The organism is Chryseobacterium sp. RR2-3-20 (genome assembly GCF_017808115.1).
Taxonomy (GTDB): Bacteria; Bacteroidota; Bacteroidia; order Flavobacteriales; family Weeksellaceae; genus Chryseobacterium; species Chryseobacterium oryzae.
The window spans coordinates 1-22,109 of record NZ_JADQBD010000029.1; the positions used below are offsets into that span (position 1 = coordinate 1).

Genomic DNA, 22,109 nt, shown 5'->3' on the forward strand with positions numbered 1-22,109 from the left:
TAAGTTGTTCATTGTAAATGTATTATGGCTAATTCAATTTACTGATTTTCAATCAAATGAACAACTTTTTACTTTTTTATTTCATAATGCACAACGGGTGGGATAATAAAGAATCTCAATATTTAACATTTATTAAAGGTACAAGAGATGTTTCGAAATATTTTCAAAAATTCATTGGCTCTACAGATATAACTTCTGCGAAAATTAATTCTAGAATTATTGATAGCGCTGTGAATAGGTATCTGCGAGACAAGAATATTGTTGGAGCGAGAAAAAATTACGTTAAAGAAAGGATTTCAAATTATTTTGAAAAACAATTTGCAAATGGTGAAGATATTTATCTTGACGCAATTTCGTCACTTGTTAATCCAGAATATCCAACCTACTTTACTGAATATTTAGTAGAAAAGGAAATAGAAGTTAGTGCCAATTTTAGTCTTTCAAAAAAAGATGATTTTGTACTCTTTAGAAAAAGTAATGTTAAAGAAAAAGGATATAGTTTTAATTTTGAAAAACAATTAGCTAAGGATGGGAAAATTGTGAGAGATGGGAATGATATCATAATTAGAGATGTTCCAACAGAGCAGCTAGACTCTGCATTTGACGTATGATTTAATCAATATGGCTGATCTCATTGAAAATATAATTCTACTAAAACAAAGACTGACTAACTTACAGACGGTTGATTTTGGTATTAAAGGAAGTATAAAAAGTTTAAAATCAACAGATATTAATATAATCAAAAATGTTTGGAATTTCATCGATGAAATTTTTAAGGCTGAAAGTAATGAAACCATATATATTGATAACATACATGATTTTCTGTCATTCCAAGTTGAAATAATCGTTAAAATAGGAGATGTACCAGGATACTATAAAACCTTTAATAATTTTTTGTCAAGCAACAAGATCAAGTGTCTTTCAAAAAAATTTTACATTGAAGAGCTTAATTATAGAGAAGATGTTGACACCATAATTCCTTCCATTGTAAATGCGTACAAATTAAATTTACAAATAATTTTGCTGCTTTCTAAAATTGCTGATTATAAAAAAGAACAGGGAAACAAATTAGAACTATTTTTTTATAAATCAGAAAAAGGAGTTTCATTGGATGTCGCTTACAGTGAAAATGATTTGTACAACTTGAGAGCAGCAAAAATAGTTGATTTAAAAACGCAATTATTAGATAGTATTGATTCCAGCGAGCGAAAACAATTATTTTTAAATGAGTTAATCTCTGATTTAGACAAAAATGGTAGCACTTATGCAAATCTTCTTAAAGATTGGGAAACGATCATAGCTAATTACGAAAAAAGTTTTAAATTATATTTATCAGGATTTTCATTTGATAAAATAAAAACCTCTTCACTTGAATACTTTCAAAAACTTTCTGACAGATTATATGATAGCATCAATAAAGTATCAAGTTATATATTTGGAATTCCAATTGGTTACATTTTACTGATAAACAATTTTGATTTTAAAGGTGAACAAACATTAAAAAATATTAGTCTTGTAACACTTGGAATTTTATTTTTTTTAATAATGTGGTTTGTATTTTTTAAAAACATTGCCGAAGCTATAGGTGCGATTGAAGGAGATATCAGGAAATTTAAAGAAAAGATTGAAAATAGAAGTGAATTAAAAGAAATAACTACTGAATTGTCTAATTTAGAAGATAAGTCAATAAAAAGTCAGAAAAATAAATTGTTTTTAGTAAAAGTTTTATCCGCAATAATATTAATCGTAACGATTTTAATATTTCTCATTATAACTATTAGGACTGATCGCCAAAGTACAGATGCGGATAAACCAAAACTTAACTTTGTCAAAATACAGTGAATTTATTTGTAATTAATATATCTTGATATAGATAATTTTTCACATTAGAACTAAAGCAAAAGATCAATTCACAAGACATCTATAGGTGCTTAGTAAAATTTTGTTTAAGTGTTGTTAGTGAAAATGAACTAAGTAAATTTGAAAGGACAATAAAATGGATTAATAAAGACTTTACGATTGAAAAGTCACCAATGATTGGTGAAGCGATTTCTTATAAACATTTTTCTTACGAGCCAAAATTATTCATATACATTGGTAAAAACGGCAATAAAAAACTTTCCTATATGATTGGTGAGTTTCAGCTAACATGCAAGTTAATTACCTTTATAATTCCTTTAACTAATAAGGATGATTTTAACTTTGAGGATACAGCTGCTTTTGAAAATTTTTGGAAAGAATTTAATCATTATTCAAAAGTTAAAAGTTGGGTATTCAATGACTATTCCATTGATGATGAAAGAGATTTCACATTTAATTTGAATGGAGAAATTAAATGTGAGCGTAATAAAAACAATAATAAATAATGATTTTTTTTCATTCAAAGCTTCAGGAAATATCACTGAAAGACTAAAAGTTATTTTCCTTTAATTTAGACTATCAATATTTTGCTTCGTCTTATTATATTTGTAACAATTAAGAACCATGCAAAATTCTACATCACAAACCTTTAGAAAAGAAGCGATCTACATTGATGGTAAAGAAAGAACCGATGAAATAGACTCTTATTCTTTTGAGGGCAATAAGTGTGTCGTGGTGTATAAAAATAATGGTAAAGCCTATTCTTATCCTCAACATAGAATTAAGATGGTGAGATCTGCTATTCAAAGTGAGAGAGCAGGAAATATTTTTTCTTATCTAAAGGCGATTGCAGAAAGTGTTTAATATAGCTTTGTCTAAAAGACGAAAGAGAAAAAACTGTTCTTTATTAGGCAGAGAACAGATGACTACTCCTAGTAATTAGTTGTAATAAACAAATTTTTAATATTTTCTAAGCCAAATTTATCTATTTAAATAACCGTCTTTTTACAGCCTACATAATGTTTAATCGCTAAAAGTTTACTATTTTAGTAGATTCTTAAGGATTAAAAATCCCTAATCAAATAACGCTTATTTCTATGTCAGAAGAACAGAAGAAAATATTGGAGCAACAGCTCTGGAATATAGCCAATACGTTACGTGGAAAAATGAATGCAGATGAATTCCGAGATTATATTTTGGGATTTATTTTTTATAAATATTTGGCTGAAAAAATGGAAATCTATGCGAATTCCATTTTGGAAGAAGATCAAATCCAATTCAGAGATATCAAAGAAGATACGCCTAAAGGTTTAGAATATATTGAAGCCATTCGAGAAGAAGCTCTGGAAACATTAGGGTATTTTTTAAAACCTTCTGAGCTATTTAGCGAAATTACCAAAAGAGGTGATAACAATTTTATTCTTGAAGATTTACAAAAAATCCTGACCAATATCCAGCTCAGTACAATGGGTACACAAAGTGAAGAGGACTTTGAGGACTTGTTCTCTGATATGGATTTGAATAGTAATAATCTGGGTAGAACTGCTGATGCTAGAAATACACTTATCGTAAAAGTTCTAAAGCATCTCGATGAAATTGACTTCAAATTGAATGATACAGAATTGGATGTTTTAGGAGATGCTTATGAGTATTTGATTGGTCAGTTTGCCAGCGGTGCAGGAAAAAAAGCGGGGGAGTTTTATACCCCTCAGGAAGTTTCTAAGATTCTTGCAAAGATTGTTACAACTGGCAAAAATCGTTTAAAATCGGTATATGACCCAACTTGTGGTTCGGGATCATTATTATTACGGGTTGCAAGAGAAGTAAAAGATGTCAATAATTTCTACGGACAAGAGATGAACCGAACAACGTACAATCTTGCCCGGATGAATATGATATTGCATGGCGTGCATTATCGTCAATTCGATATTAAACAGGAGGACACACTAGAACATCCACAGCATTTAAACGATATGCCATTTGAAGCGATTGTCGCAAATCCTCCTTTTTCAGCGAAATGGAGTGCCAATCCCTTATTTCTAAATGATGATCGTTTTAGCCAATATGGAAAATTAGCTCCGTCAAGTAAAGCTGACTTTGCATTTGTACAACACATGATCTATCATTTGGCAGAAAATGGGACAATGGCTATTGTTCTGCCTCATGGTGTATTGTTCCGTGGAGCAGCAGAACTGCATATCCGTAAATATTTGATTGAACAGAAAAATTATTTAGATGCGGTCATCGGCTTGCCTGCTAATATTTTTTACGGAACAAGTATACCTACTTGTATTCTGGTGTTTAAAAAGTGTAAGGAAGATCCTGACCATATCTTATTTATCGATGCCAGTAAAGAATTCGAGAAAGTTAAGAACCAAAATATGTTACGGGAAGAACATATTGATAAGATTGTAGAAACCTACCGTAACAGAACCACTATTGAAAAATACAGTCATCTAGCTACTCTAAAAGAAGTTGAAGAGAATGACTATAACCTCAATATTCCTCGCTATGTAGATACGTTTGAAGCCGAAGAAGAAATCGATATCCAATCCGTAATGCAGGAAATCAAATCTTTGGAAGCCAAACGAGCGGAACTAGACAAAGAGATCGATGTGTACTTCAAAGAATTGGGACTTGTTTTTTAGTTATGAATGATAAATTATGAGTTATGAAACAAGATCAAAATATTATCATCTACAAAACCCAAGACGGTAAAGTTTCTATTGCTTTATATGCAAAAGACGGCTCTGTCTGGATGAACCAAAATCAGTTAGCAGAACTTTTTGACACCTCTAAGCAAAATATAGGCCAACATATTAATAATATATTAGAAGACAATGAATTAGAGGCTAATTCAGTTGTAAAGAATTACTTTACAACTGCCTCAGATGGTAAAAATTACGATGTAACTTTTTACAGTCTGGATATGATTTTGGCGATTGGTTTTCGTGTTAGAAGTAAGCGGGGTACACAGTTTCGCCAATGGGCCAATCGGAACCTGAAAGAATATATGATTAAAGGTTTTGTAATGGATGACGAACGTCTTAAAAATCCTGACGGAAGACCTGATTATTTTGATGAGTTACTGGCTCGCATTCGGGATATTCGGGCTTCCGAAAAGCGATTTTATCAAAAAGTTCGTGATTTATTTGCACTAAGCAATGATTATGACAAAACCGACAAAGCCACTCAAATGTTTTTTGCAGAAACGCAAAATAAATTGCTCTATGCGATTACAGAAAAAACGGCTGCAGAAATTATTGTCAGTCGTGCCAACGCCGATGAACCCAATATGGCTTTGCAAAGTTGGAAAGGTTCAGTGGTAAGAAAACAAGATATTTTCATCGCCAAAAATTATCTGACCGAAGATGAAATGGACAGTCTGAACAGATTTGTCGTAGTATTCTTGGAAACAGCAGAATTGAGAGCTAAAAACAGACAGGATATTACGATGGATTTTTGGCGGCAAAATGTAGACCGGATTATTGAGTTTAACGATAAAAAACTTTTGTCTAATAAAGGAAGTATCAGCAATGTCCAAATGGAAAAGATGATTGAAAAAGTCTTTCAGAAATTTGATACCCAACGTAAAAAACGAGAAGCTGAACAAGCTGATGCCGAAGATTTACAGGATTTAAAAACTTTGGAAGAAGAAGTAAGAATGAGAAAGAAGTAAATCCTTAATGCTGAATAAAAAGATAATATTATGACCGAGATACAAAAAGGCAATAAAAGTGTTGGCAAGGTTCCCAATTTGAGATTTCCGGGGTTCTCAGAGCCTTGGAAATCTGGGAAATTAGCTGAGATATGTGAGATAAATCCAAAAAATGCAAATCTGCCCACCTCTTTTGTTTATATTGATTTAGAAAGTGTTTCAAATGGAAGGTTATTGAAAGAAGATATTGTTTCCAAAGATGAAGCTCCAAGCAGAGCTCAAAGAGTGTTGTCGAAAAATGATGTCCTTTTTCAAATGGTTAGACCGTATCAAAAAAATAATCTTTATTTTGATAAAGAAGGAAAATATGTAGCATCGACAGGATATGCACAGATTAGAACAAAACAAAATTCTCGGTTTGTTTTTCAATATTTACATAATCAAAAATTCGTTGATAATGTTATTGAAAGATGTACAGGTACGAGTTATCCTGCTATTAATTCATCTGATTTAGGGAATATTATTATAGCTTATCCAAATTTTGAAGAACAAGAAAAAATCTCATCATTCCTATCGCTGATAGATGAAAGGGTTACAACCCAAAACAAAATAATTGAGGAATTAAACGTATTAAAAAATACAACTACCAGAAAACTCTTTTCACAAGAGATGAGATTTAAAAATGATAATGGAAATGATTATCAGGAATGGGAAGTAAAAAAAATAAAAGATGTTGGTAAATTTTCTGTTGGTGGTGATTTAAGTAAATTAAATTATCAAAAAGAAAAGTCAGGAAAATATATTTATCCAATTTATGCAAACGGTGAGGGATTCGGGTTATATGGATATGCAACTTCATTTCAACATCCAGAAAATTGTGTTACCGTAAGTGGTAGAGGAAATTTAGGTGTGGCAAATGTTCGATATGAAAAATTTTGTGCAATTGTAAGACTGATAGTTATTTATCCTGATTTTTATATTCATCCTAAATATTTACAAGAGGTTATAAATAATGTAGATTTTGCTATTGAAAGTACGGGAGTTCCTCAATTGACTGTTCCTCAAATTTCAAACTATTCAATTGCAATTCCTTGTTTGGAAGAACAAACCAAAATCGCTAATTTCCTTTCCTCTATCGACTCAAAAATTGATATTGAAAACAAAATTTTGACTAAATTAGAAGAACAGAAAAAGTTTTTACTACAACAAATGTTTGTATAGGATTTACACAAACATTTGTTGTAAAAGGTATTTCTTTTGTATTTCCAGTTGCTCTAACATTGCTTTTTCAGTTTGAATTTTTTGGTCAACTTTAGACAGAAAAGATGCTACTCTTACTTGTTCTTTTAATGATGGAAGAGAAATTGTTATTTGTTTCACAATTTCAGCAGATAAATTACCTTGGCCTCCTTGTAAATAAGTATTAATTATAGATTCTTTTTTGTGTAGTAAATAGGAATATATAAAATAATGATTTTCTGATGATTTAATACAAAGTACAGCCTGGTTTATAGCACCTTTTATTTTACATATTCCAACCTCACCACTCGTTGCTCCATATAGTGCGTACAAAATATCGCCAATTTCAACCATTTTAGCGGATGAGTTCTTTAATCCTAATTCACTTATGAATTGTTCTGTATTGTTAGAGTTAATTTCTCCAGAACGTATAAATGGAATATCACCATTAAAAAATTCTCTTTTTGAAGTTAATGGAGTTCCACCCGAATAAAATGTTGCAATTTCACCTAAAGTTTTTTCTTTCCAAATATTTGTAAACATTTCAAACCTTATTTTCTGCTTGAATATTTGATTGCGAAAATTTCGGATTAAGGTTTCTAATTGTTCAATTATTTTGTTTTGGGTTTGGATTCTTTCATCAAGTAAAGCTAAAAAAGAAGAAATTTTACTCTGCTCATTGAGTTTGGGCAAATTTAAAGAAAGAGAAGCTAATTGACTTGAGTATAGATGCACTACAGAAATACCCTGTGCCAAATTAGCTATTTCCATTTTCTTTTTATTGTTTAAATAATAGGATAAAAAGACTCCATTATTCTCAGTTTTGATGATATTCAAATCACCTCCTAATGCAATCCCAGACTTCAAAACGCAGGAAGCTGTTGCAATGTCGATTGTTGTTTCACCAGAAGCAGGAATTATGATGTCATTCTTCTCACTTAAAACTAAAGTCGATGTATTTACATTCGTCTTGGACTTTATTTCGTTGATAACTTCGCTATAATGTGTATAGAGTTCGCCATATCTTATACACTCAGTAATTCCATTTTCTTCAATGTCACTTTTGGAAATTCCTTTTCCTTTGGAAAACTTAGCAATTTCCCCCAGCTTCTTCACTTCCCACTCCCCATCAAACCCCGGAAATCTTAAATTGGGAACTGTACTTACTAAAAAGTAAAAATCTCAAATCTAAAAGATTAATAATCCTTAATCTTCAATTGCTTTCCTTTGAGATTTAAAATTTAGATATAATGAATGTACAAAAACAACTCTCAGAAGTGATTGATTTATGGAAAACAGACAAAAAAAACTATGTAAAAAAATCGACATTTTCGGCTTATGTATTATTAATCGAGAATCATTTATTGCCAACATTTGGAGATAAAGAGGAAGTTCCAGAAGTTGACGTTCAGAACTTCGTTCTGCATAAGTTAGCATCAGGTTTAAGCCAGAAAACCATTAAAGATATTCTGATTGTTTTGAAGATGGTACTGAAATTCGGTGCAAAAAACAAATGGATTACATACGAGCCTTTTGAAATTCAATATCCGACCGTTCGTGAAAGCCAGCAAATTGAAGTGCTTACTAAGACTGATCAGAAAAAAATAATGACCTACATACAAGAACATTTTACATTTCGGAACTTGGGAGTTTATATATGTTTAAGTGCAGGAATGCGTATTGGGGAAGTATGTGCCTTAACCTGGGAAGATATTGATACAGATAATGGGATTATTAGCGTTAATAGAACCATCCAGCGTATTTATGTTATAGAAGATAGAATTCGTAGAACGGAATTAATTTTAGACACTCCGAAAACTAAAAATTCTATTCGTGAAATTCCGATAAGTAAGGATTTATTACGCATATTGAAACCCTTTAAAAAGATAGTGAATCCAACCTTTTTTGTATTAACAAACGATGCTAAACCCACAGAACCCAGAACCTACAGAAGCTATTACAAAAATTTAATGAAAGAATTAAAAATGCCTGAACTGAAATTTCACGGTTTAAGACATAGTTTCGCAACCCGATGTATCGAAAGTAATTGTGATTACAAGACTGTGAGTGTACTTCTGGGACATTCCAATATCAGCACCACTTTAAATCTCTATGTACATCCTAATATGGAACAAAAGAAGAAAGCTATTGAGCAGATGTTTAAGGCTCTTAGATAAGTTTTAGATTATGGATTAGGAGAACATTTTATTTTGTTAAATTTGTACATAGATGAAAAGAACAAGATAAACTCCTAATTCATAATTATTTTGAGCAAACAGTCCGAACAAATTTTAGAAGAGCAACTCGTTGCCCAATTACAGAAATTGGGCTATAAATATGCTTTTATTGCTGATGAAAAAGCTTTACTGACCAACCTGAAAACACAGTTAGAAAAACACAATCATCTACAATTCAGTGATAGTGAATTTGAAAAAGTATTGAATATACTTAATAAAGGTTCTGTATTCGAAAAAGCCAAAGTATTGCGTGAAAAAAAACATCACATTATTCGGGATAATGGTGATAACCTCTATTTTGAATTTCTCAATGTAGAACATTGGTGTCAGAACGAATATCAGGTGACCAATCAAATTACACAAGAAGGTAAATATGAAAACCGTTATGATGTAACCTTACTGGTGAATGGGTTGCCTTTGGTACAAATTGAACTGAAGCGAAGAGGTTTGGAAATGAAAGAAGCATTCAACCAAATCAACCGCTATCAAAAACATAGTTTCGGAGCTGGTAAAGGATTGTTTCATTTTGTACAGTTATTCGTTATTAGCAATGGTGTCAATACAAAATATTTCAGCAATTTTGGAACTCATAAGCAGGAATATCTTCAAACTTTTCATTGGACAGACGAACAAAATAATCCATTAAATAATATTTTAAACGGCTTTACCGATTCTTTTTTAGAACCTTGCCATATCAGTAAAATGATCTGTAAATACATCGTTCTGAATGAAACTGACAAACGTCTGATGGTACTTCGTCCATACCAATATTATGCGGTAGAAAGCATTATTAAAAAGGTACAAGAAAACGAAATACTGAACGGCTATAACATCGAAAAAAATGGTTATATCTGGCATACAACAGGAAGTGGTAAAACTTTAACCAGCTTTAAAGCCAGTCAGATTCTATCCAAAATTCCGGCCATCAAAAAAGTGGTTTTTGTGGTAGACAGAAAAGATCTGGACTATCAAACGAATCAGGAGTATGATAAGTTTAGTAAAGGATCCGTAAGTTCTGCTACGAATACGGATGACCTGATTCGTAAATTCAATGACCCGAATGTTCGCATCATCGTTACTACCATTCAAAAGCTGAATAATGCAATTTCAGGTAGAAATTTATCGAAAATGAAATCTATTCAGCACGAAAGAATGGTTTTTATCTTTGACGAATGTCATCGTTCGCAATTTGGTGATACCCACAAAAACATCGTCAGTTATTTTACCAATATTCAACTATTTGGCTTTACAGGTACTCCTATTTTGGCAGAGAATGCAGATGGAGAAAAAACAACCGCAAGCTTGTTTGGGAAATGTCTGCATAAATATGTAATTACAGATGCCATACGTGATGAGAATGTATTGAAGTTTTCTGTAGAATACATTCAGACCTTTAAACAGAAAGAACATATCATTGATTTAAAAGTAGAGCAAATCAATGAAACTGAAGTTTTTGAAGCTCCTGAACGAAAGGAAGCTATTGTAGATTACATCATTCAATACCACGATCAGAAAACGCAAAACAGAAAATTTTGTGCCATGATGTGTGTACAGGATATTGATTCGGTCATTCAATACTATGAAATTTTCAAGCGTAAAAAACAAGAGGGACAGCACGATTTAAAAATAGCGACTATTTTTAGCTTTGCTCAGAATGAAGAGGAAATGGAAGATGCTGTTTATTCCCAATTAGGAATGGTTGCTGAACCACAAGCAGTTTACGGCTACAAACCTCATCGCAGAGAATTATTAGAAACGTATGTACAAGACTTTAATGAATTATTTGGAGAGAAACAGAACGTAAAAGATACCGAAGGATTTTATAATTATTACAATGCGGTAGCCAAAAAATCAAAGCAAAACGAGACAGATATTTTATTGGTAGCTAATATGTTTTTGACAGGATTCGATAGTAAGTATTTAAATACCTTATACGTTGATAAAAATCTGAAATATCATGGATTGATACAAGCATTTAGCCGTACCAATCGTATTCTGGATAAGAATAAAACGCAAGGAAATATTGTATGTTTCCGAAACCTTAAAGACAAAACAGACGAAGCCATCGCTTTATTCAGCAATAAAGAAGCAATTGACGAAATCATAGTGGAACCCTACGAAGCGTATGTAGAGAAGTTCAACGAAGCCACGCAGAAATTATTAGAAATCGTTCCGGAAGTAGTATCTGTTGACGGCTTATATTCGGAAGAAGATCAGCTACAGTTTATTTTGGCTTTCCGTGCCATGATGCGTTTACATAAGAAGATGAGCCATTACACAGAGTTTACTTGGGATGATTTACAGATGGAAGAACAGCTTTTTGCAGATTACACGAGCAAATATTTGGATTTAAAGGAAAGACTCGATCCTACTGATCCGTCTAAAAAAGCGTCTATTCTTAATGATATAGATTTTGAATTGGAATTGATTAGGCGTGATACAATCAATGTAACTTACATACTTCAGTTATTGATTAAATTCAATTCGAAACATAGTGCAAAAGACAAAGAAAGTATTGAAAAAGACATATTCAATTTACTGAACACCGAAGTGTCATTAAGAAGTAAAAGGGAATTGATTGAGAAATTTATTCAAGAAAGTTTACCCCATATTGAAGATACGGATACCATCCCCGAAGAGTTCGAAAAATTCTGGACTGTAGAGCAAGAAAAGGCACTTCAGGAACTAGTTAGGACAGAAAATCTTTCCGAAGAAAAAACGGAAAGACTTATAGAGAACTATTTGTTTACAGAACGTGAACCTTTACGAAAAGAAATTTTAGATTTACGAAAAGAAGGAAGGCCGAGTGTATTAAAATCTAAGGAAATCGGAGACCGTATTCTAAATAAAATCATAGGATTCGTAGACACTTTTGTTAATGGGATATCAGGAAATTAATGTTTTATTCTAGTAGGTATTAATAAGAATCAAAAATATTTAAGAGTGATAAATAAAGGATAAGATTTAGAAATTGCTATAGCATGTTTCATATTAGTTTTAAAACTTTGTCCTATTTATATTTGTTTGCTACTATTTAATCGTGATAGAAAATCCTGCCATTCAAAATAGAAATATTTGCAAATGAAAGTTATTAAATCTATGCAAAATACCTCACCATATACCTTTAGAAAAGAAGCCATCTACATCGATGGTAAAGAAAGAACCGATGAAATAGACTCTTATTCTTTTGAGGGCAATAAATGTGTCGTGGTGTATAAAAATAATGGTAAAGCCTATTCTTATCCTCAACATAGAATTAAGATTGTGAAATCTGCTATTCAAAGTGTGAGAGCCGGAAATATTTTTTCTTATCTGAAGGCGATTGCAGAGAGTATTGGTTTGAAGACCGAGGAAGGCAATAATATTCTAGCCAATAGCTATGGGAGCATCCGCTTTATTCCAGAAACTTCTATTCTATATAATTTCCTTAATGGAAAAGAACCCGAAAAGAATTACCACGCCTCTCCTATTGAAATCTTTCCTTTTGGTTTTAATCTGAGCCAGAAAGTTGGAGTTGACCATGCATTTTCAAATCCGTTAAGTGTTATTGAAGGTCCTCCGGGAACTGGAAAGACCCAGACTATTCTTAATATTATTGCCAATGCGGTGATGAATAATCAGAGTGTAGCTGTTGTTTCAAGCAATAATTCGGCGACAAAAAATGTATTTGAGAAACTTGAGAGCAATGGGGTTTCTTTTATGGCAGCATTACTAGGAAGCAGCCAGAATAAAAAGGAATTTATCGATGCTCAGACTGAAATCCCGGATCTGTCAGATTTCAGATTAGAGGAAGAACAGGAACAATCTCTTATGCAGTCTATTCCTCTTCTTTTTGCTGAACTTACTGAAAAGCTGGAACTAAAGAATGAATTGGCTTTACTTACGCTGAAAATTGATAAGATTAAAACAGAGCATCAGCATTTTACGGATGATGTAGCATTGGCAACCGAAATCCGTTTTAAAAAGAATATCAGTTCAGATCAGCTGCTTTCATTATGGGTGACATTGGAAGAGTATGAGAAAACTGGTAAGAGGTTTTACTGGTGGCGCAAACTGATATTTCCTTTTCTGTACGGGGTGAGAGATAAATTTTTTTATACCTTATCTTATGAAGAGATGATTCGAATTGTTCAGTCCAAATACTATGACGTAAAAATTTCAGAGCTTAGTCTGAGAAAGCAGGAACTGCAAAACACTTTACAGGATTTTTCTTTCCATGATAAAATGAAAGAATATACGGAAGGGGCGATGCAGCTTTTTAAAAACAAACTCTACCAAAAATATAAAGAACAGGAACGTTCAGAGTATACCGAATGGGATCTCCGTTTCAAATCAGAAGAATTTATTAAAGATTATCCTGTCATTATGAGTACCACTTACTCATTAAGAAGAAGTCTTGCTGAAAATGTAATCTATGATTACGTCATTGTAGATGAATCTTCACAGGTGGATCTTGCGACGGGACTTCTTGCATTATCCTGTGCAAAGCAGGCCGTCATTGTAGGAGATTTAAAACAGCTTCCTAACGTAGTAAATTCTGAAACCGCAGAAAACACAGATCAAATCTTTAATAACTATGATATTCCGGAACCTTATCGATATTCCAATCATAGTCTACTTTCTTCTGTCACAGAAGTATTTCCGAACATTCCTAAAACACTGTTAAAGGAACATTACCGCTGCCATCCTAAAATCATTGATTTTTGTAACCGTAAGTTTTATCATGACCAGTTGATTATTCTTTCGGAAGGACAGACGGAAAGAGAAGCTCTATTAGTCTATAAAACAACTGAAGGCAACCATGCCCGCCAAAGAGAGAATCAGCGGCAGATTGATGTGATTATTCAGGAAATTATTCCCCAGCAGAAGCTGGAAGGTGTGAATCTGGGAATTGTAACGCCTTACCGCAATCAAACCATCGCACTGCAAAGAACCTTTAAGGGAACAGATATCAAAGCCGATACGGTAGATAAATTTCAGGGAAGAGAAAATGATGTGATCATTATCTCTACAGTAGATAATGAAATCTCTGAATTCACCTACAATCCCAACCGCCTGAATGTAGCCATTTCAAGAGCCAAAGATCAGCTGATTCTATTGGTAAACGGAAATGAAAGTGATAATGACACCAACATCTCAGATCTGATCCGCTATATTGATTACAATAATTTCAATACGGTCAAAAGTGAGGTTCATTCTATTTTTGATTACCTATACAAAAGATATGAAGAAAAAAGAAGAACACTTTTATCGCATCAAAAAAAGAAATCTGTTTTCGACAGTGAAAATCTTATGTACACATTAATAAAGGACGTTTTGTTCGACGATGAGTTTTCTAAATATGATGTTATTCTTCATCATCCATTGAGAAATCTCCTATCAGATTTTTCCAGATTAAGTTCTGAAGAAGAGCGTTACGCAAGGCATCACGCCACACATCTTGATTTTCTGATCTACAATAAGCTGGGAAAAAATCCTGTATTAGCCATAGAAGTTGACGGGTATGAATATCATAAAACGGAAAGCCGACAAGCCGAAAGAGACGTCATGAAGAACGAAATCTTGGAGAAATACAAAATTCCGCTCGTAAGGTTTTCAACGACAGGAAGTGGTGAGAAAGAGAAACTAACCAAAGCTTTAAGAATATTGAAATCATAAGTTTCCGAGATTACGGGAGACCACCCCGTCTTATTTCGCAGAAATAAGACACCCCTCCAAGGGAGGGGAATTTTTTTTATCAATAATGGATATTATAAAAATTTTAAGGCTACGGTTTCTTCTACCAGTTCGGCTACTTTTTCGGTTTCGTCGGAAGAGATCATTTCAAAAAACGGAACTTCTCGCATTTCTTCTCAAAATCTATGTTGTGCGGTAATCTGTTGGGGGTCATCTGCTATTATGATTGGTGCTAGAACTTCTATGAAGAAGGGAATCTTCATTTAACTCTTCTCAAATTGAAAAACCAAAATACATAAGCACCAATGTACAGCACTTTTTAGTTTCTTGTTTTCAGCCTAATCTTCACATTATATACGATGTCATCATCAAAGTATAGATGTAGAAGTTTCTCGGTTTTTCCGCTGATGTCGTATTCCACAGGATAACTCCATGTACCATCAGAATAAATGCGAGGGTCGTTGCCAAAGATGAGCAATATTTGCTTACGGTTCTTACGGATGGGAATTTTCTGCCGGACAATATCTTCTACGAAAACCTTTCTTTTATCTGGATATGATTTCCATATATGACTGTCAAATTGATGATTACCAAAATTTAAAGATAGGAGAATTTTGTTAATAATTTTCTTCATAGAAAAAATAATGCGATATTGTATCGTCAAAGATAATTATTCCAAAGTTATATTATGTTAAGTAAATTATATTTTTATTCAATTTTTACGAAAAATATTGCACAAATTACAGAACTATTTTTTTAATACGAAATGTAATTAAGCAGATTTCTGGATAAGGATTTATCAAACGTAAGGTTAAACAAAAGATTAAAATATTTGATTTACCTTTTTTAAGATCAACCAAGGCGTAAAACTTAGCAAAGCAACACAAAGCTTTGTGATATTTTGCTAAACGAAATAGAAGATTTGACGTAGTCAATTGCCTTAGTATAGCTTTAAAGCATTATAAAAAGTAAACTTCTCTTTTTTTGCGATAAAATAATTACTCCATGAATACCAACCATTTAAAAACTTTCTTATCCGGAACTAAGGCAAACTAGCTATATTAAATAATCGGTAGCAGAACGAAATAATTAGAATCCCATATTAATAATAAGTCCTGAGAATAATCTCAGGACTTATTATTTAATTAGAGTTCGGGATAAGGATTTATAAAACGCAAAGCTAAACAAAAGAGTAAAATATTTGATTTACTTATTTTTAAGATAAAAAAAGGCGTAGAACTTACCAAAGTAACACAAAACTTTTGTGTTACTTTGGTAAACGAAATCAAACAAAATGTATTTATTTTTTTGAAAATCTTTTAATAAAAGAATTTTGTAATTACCTCACTAATTCTCGATCTGTCATCATCAGTAAGATTAGATCCAGAAGGTAAGCACAAACCATTATCAAATAATTGTTCTGCTACATTTGTTCCATAATAGGGAGCATCCGCAAAAACAGGTTGTACATGCATTGGCTTCCACAGGGGTCTCGATTCTATATTATCTTCTAATAAAGCCAATCTTAAATCTTCACGATTTTTACCGGTAATTTCTGGATTTACAGTAATCGCTGAAAGCCAGTGATTGGAGAAAAAATCTTCTGATGGCTCAGTAAATACTTCTACCCCTTTTATATTTTTAAAGAGATCAATATAGAAATCATGCATTTTTCTGCGGGCTTCTACTCTATCATTTAACACTTCCATTTGTCCACGACCAATTCCTGCTACGATATTGCTCATCCTGTAGTTGTACCCAATGTGTGAATGCTGATAATGAGGTGCATTGTCTCTTGCCTGAGTTGAAAGAAATACCGCTTTATCTTTATCTTCCTGAGTATGGCAAACCAATGCTCCACCTCCGGAAGTAGTAATGATTTTATTTCCGTTAAAAGATAAAATGCCGAATCGTCCAAAAGTTCCACAAGCTCTGTTCTTATATCGCGAACCTAACGCTTCTGCCGCATCTTCAATCACAGGAATTTCATATTCTGCTGCAATACTCAGAATTTCGTCCATTTTAGCAGGCATTCCGTATAAATGAACAACAATAATTGCTTTTGGTTTTTTCCCTTTTGAAATTCGGTCTTCTATGGCTTCTTTTAAAGCTTTCGGACACATATTCCAGGTTTCTGGTTCGGAATCTATGAAAACAGGAGTTGCTCCGCAGTAGGTTATGGGATTGGCAGAAGCTGAAAACGTCATAGACTGGCAAATCACCTCATCTCCATGCTTTACATCACATTCGATAAGTGCCAAATGAAGTGCAGCCGTACCAGCAGAAAGGGCTGCTACTTTTACCTCTGTATTGAAGTAACTTTCTAAATCTTTTTCAAAACCATCTACATTGGGACCTAAGGGAGCTACCCAATTTGCCGCAAATGCTTCGTTTACATATTTTTGTTCGTTCCCACCCATGTGTGGTGAAGAAAGCCATATTTTTGAGTTCATATTTACAATTTTATTCATGAAATTTAATTGGTTTTGCAGGTATTCCTACTGCCGTACAATTTGCAGGTAAACTTTTTGACACTACAGCTCCAGCTCCAACAATTGTATTTTCACCAATATCTAATAAATTAATAATCTTCGCTCCCGTACCAACATATACTCCTTGCTCAATTTTAACTTCTCCCGAGATATTAACAGACGGCATAAATGAAGAGAATGCACCTATCTTTGTATCATGACCTACAGTGCAGGAAAGATTCAAAATTACAAAATCTTCAATATCAATATTACAGGTGATTATTGTTCCTTCACAAATAATACAACCCTTTCCTATATTTACATAATCATTTGAAACACTTGATTTAGGGTGAATAATTGAGGGAAAACTAATTTTTGTACTATTTATTTTTTGTGCGATTTTTTTTTTGATTTTAGGATCTGCAATACAAAGTATAACGCATAGATCTTCCTCAAAATTATTAATTTCATTTACCCCTCCCAAAACAGGAAAATTATTGATTAAAATTCCTTTATCTTTGCCGTCATCAAAATATCCGATGAAATCATATATTTTATTATTTCTATTTATTTCATCAATTATAGTTTTAACTTCCCTTCCGAAGCCACCTGCTCCAAAAACTGCTATTTTTTTCATATTTAATTAATTATTTCCGTTAAATGCTTCCATTGTAGCCTGCCCCTCCTGTGAAATACCTTCTCTTTTAAATACTTTTTTAAATGTTGTTAAAAAAACCTTCACATCAGTTTTAAAACTTAGATTATCCACATACCAAACATCCAGTTCAAATTTTTTTGTCCAGGAAATAGCATTTCTTCCATTTACCTGCGCCCAACCTGTAATTCCTGGTCTTACATTATGACGGCGTTTTTGTGTTTGATTATATAACGAAAGATATTGTGGAAGTAAAGGTCTCGGACCAATTAAAGACATATCTCCTTTTAAAACATTGATTAGCTGTGGTATCTCATCTAATGATGTTTTACGAACGAATGAACCGACAGCAGTAAGCCTTTCAGAGTCTGAAAGCAAATTACCATAATCATCTTTTTTATCATTCATAGTCTTAAACTTAATGATTTTAAAAATCTTTTCGTGTAAACCAGGACGAGCCTGAAAGAAAAAGGGTTTCCCGTTGTTTGCAAAATAAAGACCAATGGTAACAATAATAAAAATGGGGCTTAAAATTAATAAGCCAAAGAACGCAACTGTTATATCAATTAGTCGTTTTAAAAAAAATCTATACATGACGTATTATTTTATAATAATCTTTGGCTTATGTAGCACAACAGTTGCATTATCTGGAATGTCTTCAACGACAATTGCATTTGCACCAATCTTAACATTACTACCTACATTAAAGCCAGCTAACTAAACTGAACCTGTTGAAAATATTACATTATCTCCAATCTGCCCTCCTCCATGTGCAAGGGTTACACCATGATATATAATAGAATTTGCACCTATTACAAGATCATGCCCAATGATGATATTCTTAGGTCCATGAGGTAAATGTGGAGGAGTTTTAAAACTTGAACCAGAGTTATAATTTGTTCCAAATGAGCAATTAAATTTATTATCAATTTTTTTTATATAATATAAATAATATAACTTTAACAAAATATTTCTATAATTTGGATCAACGACTTTACTTCTTCTCCTCCAATATTTTTTATGATTATATCCTTGTATAAAGGATAAAACAAGATGACCGATTTTGCTATTAAAATTAAATCCCATATTAATTTGATATACTAATGGATTGATAATAATTTATTGCTTCACGTAGAACATCTTCATGATTGTATTTTTCAACTACATTATTAATACAAAATTCTTTCATTTCACATAATTTGTTTTGTTGTAAAAATACTTCAGCCATTTTACTTTGCAATGCTTCTTTATTTTTAGGGGGTATTAAAAAGCCATTTTTATCTTCTTTTATAATTTCTTCGTAGCCAGTAATTCTTGAAGCTATGATAGGTATTCCCATTAAATTAGCTTCCAATAAAGACAAACCAAACCCCTCTCGATAAGATGGTGATACAAAGACATTCATTAATGAGAGATACTTTTTTACATCTTTCTGAAAACCTGCTTCAATTATATTAGGATTTTTCTTGATAATTAGCTTTGTAGAATTTTCTAAAGGATCTAAATCATCTTCATAAGGTCCTACTAAAATTAATTTTATCTTTTTATTTATTTGATTTAATTCCTCAAATGACGACACCAATTCGTTAATTCCTTTATCACCTACAAGACGGCCAATAAAACCGAAAACAAAATCATCATCGGAAATACATAGTTCTTCCTGTATTATTGCTTTGTTATATCTAGCATTGATATATTCGCTGATGAACATTCCATTAACACTACCATTATGGATTACTTCTATAGTTTTATTGGTTAATTCCTCATGAGCTGTTATTTTAATTCCATTACTCACTGCAATAAGATCAGTCGCAAAAAAACAAGCAGCCTTTTCCATTCCTTTAAGTAGTTTTCTTTTAAAACCTTTTGCTCCTTGATATCTCAAACCATGAATGTAATATATCCTGTGGGGAACTTTCGTGAGAAATCCGGCAAGTAGACCAAGTAAAGAAGCTTTAGGTGTATTGCAGTGAATGATGTTTGGCTTTTCACTTAAAAAATAAAGTACTAAATTAATTAAACTTCTAACATCGTTTATTAATGATATATTACGATTCATTTTTATTGCCTTAAAATTCACATTTTCTTCATTAGCAATTTCATCAAGCAATAATGATGGGGAGCTTACTAATGTTACCTCATAAATTTCATTTAACTTATTGATTTGATTTCGAAAGAAATTTAATGATATTGGTACTGTAGTTAATAATATAAATTTAGATCTTTTTTTCATGATATTTTTTTTTCAAATAAAACTTTATCAGAATTAGTCCAAAAGGAAATTTTAAAACTTTTCGAAAAAAATCTTTATTTCTATGTTTCAAGTTATAATCTAAATTATATAAATTATTCTTTTTCAAATCATTAATTTTTTCTCTTAAAAACTTATCTCCTAAATGATTTTTCAGAGTATGGAAAATGATATCAACCGTTAAATAAGTCAATCTTTCTTTAACAAATTTTTTTTCTAAACTTGATAATGTCAGGTTTCTTGTAAAATTCATAATATGATAACCTACTTCTAACATATCATTGACAAGTTTTATTTTTCTTTGTTTATCAAAATTTCTTGTAATAGAATTTTCTACCTGAACAAAATACTGTAGTTGTTCATCATAACTTTTTATCTGTTTACATAAGAAAAATGATCGAGTATTAAACTCAAAATCTTCTATATATATTTGTTCCGTAAACAATAAATTATGTTGAGATAAAAATTTTTTAGAATATAATTTATTACAAGCTGAAAACATTGAGGGATAATCATTATAGTAGGAAATTCCGTCTAATTTTTCATCAACATTTTTTGCATGAAACTCGCTAAGAATATTATTATTTGATGTAATATTTTTTGAAGAAAATTCTATAATTTCGGATACTTCTTCCTTCAAAAATTGAAAATTTTGCTTGATTAAAATATCATCTGCATCTAAAAATAAAATATATTTTCCATTAGCGTTTTTGATTCCTAAATTTCTTGCTCCCCCCAGACCTTTATTAGTTTGAGAAAAAACCTTAATCCTACTGTTTACATTAATTAAATCATTTGCAACATCATAAGAATCATCTAGAGAGCCATCATTTATCATCAGTATTTCATAATCAATCTCATCAATCTGAATATTTTTAATACACCCTTCTAAGTAGTGAGAGACATTATACATTGGAATTATTATAGATAATATCATTAACTTAATTTTATAACGTTCATAAAAAATGTAAAACCAAAATAAGCGAGTGTCACATAAATAATTGCCTTGTATGGATCTTTAAATAATTGCTTCTTCAACAAAGGATAAATAATAACTATAGCCATTAGAAACCAAGATAAGTAAGCAAATCGATTTGAAAAATTTGCCTTAATGACTAAAATCCAGAAAGCATTAGTAATGACATATGTTGAGTAGATAATTCTATATTTATTGTCATTAAATTTTTTTTTAATAATGTAAAAGTATCCAGCATAAACTGCAGAAAAGCTGTATAAAACAAAATCCCATCTAAATCCTACACTGCTAAAATTATCATTATTAATATTCCCTTCTGTCAAATATGATGTCCGATCATCCTCAATTAATCCAGCAAATAATGTTTGTATTACATCTCCTAATACTAATGAAATAGGTATACAACCAAACCAAGCATATACAATATTCTTAGGATTTTTGTATAAATTTGCTACAATAAACCCAATTGTTGGAATTATCATAGAACTGTGAAACTGTATAGATATACAAAGAATCAGTACTTGAAGCCACCTTTTATCGGTCACAAAAACAAGTAAAAAAATAGATGTTGCAATTCCATTTCTAATTCCATTTGTTCCATATGCCCAAAAAGAGAATGACGCAACAAATAAGAAAAATGAGTAAAATGCGTACTTTTTGAAAAATATTTTTGAAACAATAAATAGAGGGATGATATAAAAGCATGCTAGTAAAAAAAAATACTGATTAGCATTTAAAAATTTAGAGGTAAAATACGTTAGATACCAAAAAAAATAATCTGATTTAATCTTAGTGGGATCCCCACCAGATTTATAATATTCAAATTCATAATTATAAGTTGTCATATCCAAAAATTTCCCACTAATCGGTCTGAAACCTATATAAAATAATGTAAAAACAAATAAGAAGACTAATAGAATATTAACATTGAATATATTAACCGCATTTTTTAATCTGAATTTCATAGAATATAAAGTAACTAGTAATAGTATTCCAAGTAGAATATAATTGTAGATATTACTATATAAGTCAATGGGGATTAAATCAAACATATAATTTATTAAACGGATTAATATAATTCTAATA

At 31.6% G+C, this 22,109-nt stretch carries 19 protein-coding genes; 10 read left to right on the plus strand and 9 right to left on the minus strand.

The window, feature by feature from the left end; all coding sequences use genetic code 11:
• The first annotated feature begins 56 nt into the window (after window positions 1-56).
• The 7 genes from IV513_RS08415 to IV513_RS08445 all read left to right on the plus strand — a co-directional run bounded on the left by IV513_RS08415 (window position 57) and on the right by IV513_RS08445 (window position 6,739).
• Window positions 57-611, plus strand: a complete 555-nt coding sequence (locus IV513_RS08415; protein WP_209390133.1) for a nucleoid-associated protein — start codon at window positions 57-59, stop codon at window positions 609-611.
• A 10-nt stretch (window positions 612-621) separates the two neighbouring features.
• On the plus strand, window positions 622-1,842 hold the full coding sequence (locus IV513_RS08420; RefSeq protein WP_209390134.1) for a hypothetical protein: 1,221 nt from the start codon (window positions 622-624) through the stop codon (window positions 1,840-1,842).
• Between the two features lie 191 nt (window positions 1,843-2,033).
• Window positions 2,034-2,366, plus strand: coding sequence for a hypothetical protein (locus IV513_RS08425; protein ID WP_209390135.1), 333 nt, complete (start codon window positions 2,034-2,036; stop codon window positions 2,364-2,366).
• Window positions 2,367-2,484: 118 nt separating this feature from the next.
• A complete protein-coding gene (locus IV513_RS08430; RefSeq protein ID WP_209390136.1) occupies window positions 2,485-2,724 on the plus strand; it encodes a hypothetical protein in 240 nt (79 codons plus the stop codon).
• A gap of 233 nt (window positions 2,725-2,957) precedes the next feature.
• Window positions 2,958-4,508 carry a type I restriction-modification system subunit M gene (locus IV513_RS08435; RefSeq protein ID WP_115172436.1) on the plus strand — a complete coding sequence of 517 codons (1,551 nt, stop codon included), beginning with the start codon at window positions 2,958-2,960 and terminating at the stop codon, window positions 4,506-4,508.
• A 23-nt stretch (window positions 4,509-4,531) separates the two neighbouring features.
• On the plus strand, window positions 4,532-5,539 hold the full coding sequence (locus tag IV513_RS08440; protein WP_209390137.1) for a virulence RhuM family protein: 1,008 nt from the start codon (window positions 4,532-4,534) through the stop codon (window positions 5,537-5,539).
• Window positions 5,540-5,569: 30 nt separating this feature from the next.
• Window positions 5,570-6,739 carry a restriction endonuclease subunit S gene (locus IV513_RS08445; protein ID WP_209390138.1) on the plus strand — a complete coding sequence of 390 codons (1,170 nt, stop codon included), beginning with the start codon at window positions 5,570-5,572 and terminating at the stop codon, window positions 6,737-6,739.
• 3 nt (window positions 6,740-6,742) lie between these two features.
• Here the strand turns inward: IV513_RS08445 and IV513_RS16005 are convergent, their stop codons facing one another.
• Window positions 6,743-7,873, minus strand: a complete 1,131-nt coding sequence (locus IV513_RS16005; protein WP_209390139.1) for a restriction endonuclease subunit S — start codon at window positions 7,871-7,873, stop codon at window positions 6,743-6,745.
• A gap of 134 nt (window positions 7,874-8,007) precedes the next feature.
• Between IV513_RS16005 and IV513_RS08455 the strand changes: the two genes are divergently transcribed.
• The 3 genes from IV513_RS08455 (at window position 8,008) to IV513_RS08465 (ending at window position 14,652) form a co-directional block, all read left to right on the plus strand.
• The gene (locus IV513_RS08455; RefSeq protein ID WP_209390140.1) at window positions 8,008-8,934 is read left to right on the plus strand and encodes a site-specific integrase; all 927 of its coding nucleotides are present in this window, start codon (window positions 8,008-8,010) and stop codon (window positions 8,932-8,934) included.
• Between the two features lie 90 nt (window positions 8,935-9,024).
• Window positions 9,025-11,892, plus strand: coding sequence for a type I restriction endonuclease subunit R (locus IV513_RS08460; RefSeq protein WP_209390141.1), 2,868 nt, complete (start codon window positions 9,025-9,027; stop codon window positions 11,890-11,892).
• A 183-nt stretch (window positions 11,893-12,075) separates the two neighbouring features.
• Window positions 12,076-14,652 carry an AAA domain-containing protein gene (locus tag IV513_RS08465; RefSeq protein ID WP_209390142.1) on the plus strand — a complete coding sequence of 859 codons (2,577 nt, stop codon included), beginning with the start codon at window positions 12,076-12,078 and terminating at the stop codon, window positions 14,650-14,652.
• 337 nt (window positions 14,653-14,989) lie between these two features.
• Here IV513_RS08465 and IV513_RS08470 read toward each other — a convergent pair whose 3' ends face one another.
• The 8 genes from IV513_RS08470 to IV513_RS08505 all read right to left on the minus strand — a co-directional run bounded on the left by IV513_RS08470 (window position 14,990) and on the right by IV513_RS08505 (window position 22,075).
• Window positions 14,990-15,304, minus strand: coding sequence for a hypothetical protein (locus IV513_RS08470; protein ID WP_209390143.1), 315 nt, complete (start codon window positions 15,302-15,304; stop codon window positions 14,990-14,992).
• Between the two features lie 685 nt (window positions 15,305-15,989).
• Window positions 15,990-17,123, minus strand: coding sequence for an aminotransferase class I/II-fold pyridoxal phosphate-dependent enzyme (locus tag IV513_RS08475; RefSeq protein WP_209390144.1), 1,134 nt, complete (start codon window positions 17,121-17,123; stop codon window positions 15,990-15,992).
• Between the two features lie 10 nt (window positions 17,124-17,133).
• Entirely contained in the window at window positions 17,134-17,778 is a 645-nt protein-coding gene (locus IV513_RS08480) for an acetyltransferase (protein WP_209390145.1), read from the minus strand.
• Window positions 17,779-17,784: 6 nt separating this feature from the next.
• Window positions 17,785-18,390: a sugar transferase gene (locus tag IV513_RS08485; protein ID WP_209390146.1), complete on the minus strand. Its 606-nt coding sequence runs from the start codon at window positions 18,388-18,390 to the stop codon at window positions 17,785-17,787.
• A gap of 123 nt (window positions 18,391-18,513) precedes the next feature.
• On the minus strand, window positions 18,514-18,882 hold the full coding sequence (locus IV513_RS08490; RefSeq protein WP_209390147.1) for a hypothetical protein: 369 nt from the start codon (window positions 18,880-18,882) through the stop codon (window positions 18,514-18,516).
• A 1-nt stretch (window position 18,883) separates the two neighbouring features.
• Complete coding sequence (locus IV513_RS08495) at window positions 18,884-20,029, minus strand: glycosyltransferase (RefSeq protein WP_209390148.1); 1,146 nt, start codon at window positions 20,027-20,029, stop codon at window positions 18,884-18,886.
• Entirely contained in the window at window positions 20,013-20,984 is a 972-nt protein-coding gene (locus IV513_RS08500; RefSeq protein ID WP_209390149.1) for a glycosyltransferase family 2 protein, read from the minus strand. Before IV513_RS08500 ends, IV513_RS08495 begins: the two co-directional genes overlap by 17 nt.
• Window positions 20,984-22,075 carry an EpsG family protein gene (locus IV513_RS08505; protein ID WP_317196410.1) on the minus strand — a complete coding sequence of 364 codons (1,092 nt, stop codon included), beginning with the start codon at window positions 22,073-22,075 and terminating at the stop codon, window positions 20,984-20,986. The genes IV513_RS08500 and IV513_RS08505 overlap by 1 nt, the downstream gene beginning before the upstream one ends.
• Window positions 22,076-22,109 lie beyond the last annotated feature (34 nt).

Bases quoted from the DNA above. Each gene is read 5' to 3' on its own strand.
- IV513_RS08480 (WP_209390145.1), bottom strand. From the start codon at position 17,778: ATGAAAAAAATAGCAGTTTTTGGAGCAGGTGGCTTCGGAAGGGAAGTT.
- IV513_RS08495 (WP_209390148.1), bottom strand. From the start codon at position 20,029: ATGAAAAAAAGATCTAAATTTATATTATTAACTACAGTACCAATATCA.
- IV513_RS08470 (WP_209390143.1), bottom strand. From the start codon at position 15,304: ATGAAGAAAATTATTAACAAAATTCTCCTATCTTTAAATTTTGGTAAT.
- IV513_RS08465 (WP_209390142.1), top strand. From the start codon at position 12,076: ATGAAAGTTATTAAATCTATGCAAAATACCTCACCATATACCTTTAGA.
- IV513_RS08485 (WP_209390146.1), bottom strand. From the start codon at position 18,390: ATGTATAGATTTTTTTTAAAACGACTAATTGATATAACAGTTGCGTTC.
- IV513_RS08475 (WP_209390144.1), bottom strand. From the start codon at position 17,123: ATGAACTCAAAAATATGGCTTTCTTCACCACACATGGGTGGGAACGAA.
- IV513_RS08415 (WP_209390133.1), top strand. From the start codon at position 57: ATGAACAACTTTTTACTTTTTTATTTCATAATGCACAACGGGTGGGAT.
- IV513_RS08440 (WP_209390137.1), top strand. From the start codon at position 4,532: ATGAAACAAGATCAAAATATTATCATCTACAAAACCCAAGACGGTAAA.
- IV513_RS08445 (WP_209390138.1), top strand. From the start codon at position 5,570: ATGACCGAGATACAAAAAGGCAATAAAAGTGTTGGCAAGGTTCCCAAT.
- IV513_RS08435 (WP_115172436.1), top strand. From the start codon at position 2,958: ATGTCAGAAGAACAGAAGAAAATATTGGAGCAACAGCTCTGGAATATA.
- IV513_RS08455 (WP_209390140.1), top strand. From the start codon at position 8,008: ATGAATGTACAAAAACAACTCTCAGAAGTGATTGATTTATGGAAAACA.
- IV513_RS08425 (WP_209390135.1), top strand. From the start codon at position 2,034: ATGATTGGTGAAGCGATTTCTTATAAACATTTTTCTTACGAGCCAAAA.
- IV513_RS08430 (WP_209390136.1), top strand. From the start codon at position 2,485: ATGCAAAATTCTACATCACAAACCTTTAGAAAAGAAGCGATCTACATT.
- IV513_RS08505 (WP_317196410.1), bottom strand. From the start codon at position 22,075: ATGTTTGATTTAATCCCCATTGACTTATATAGTAATATCTACAATTAT.
- IV513_RS08420 (WP_209390134.1), top strand. From the start codon at position 622: ATGGCTGATCTCATTGAAAATATAATTCTACTAAAACAAAGACTGACT.
- IV513_RS08490 (WP_209390147.1), bottom strand. From the start codon at position 18,882: ATGGGATTTAATTTTAATAGCAAAATCGGTCATCTTGTTTTATCCTTT.
- IV513_RS08500 (WP_209390149.1), bottom strand. From the start codon at position 20,984: ATGATATTATCTATAATAATTCCAATGTATAATGTCTCTCACTACTTA.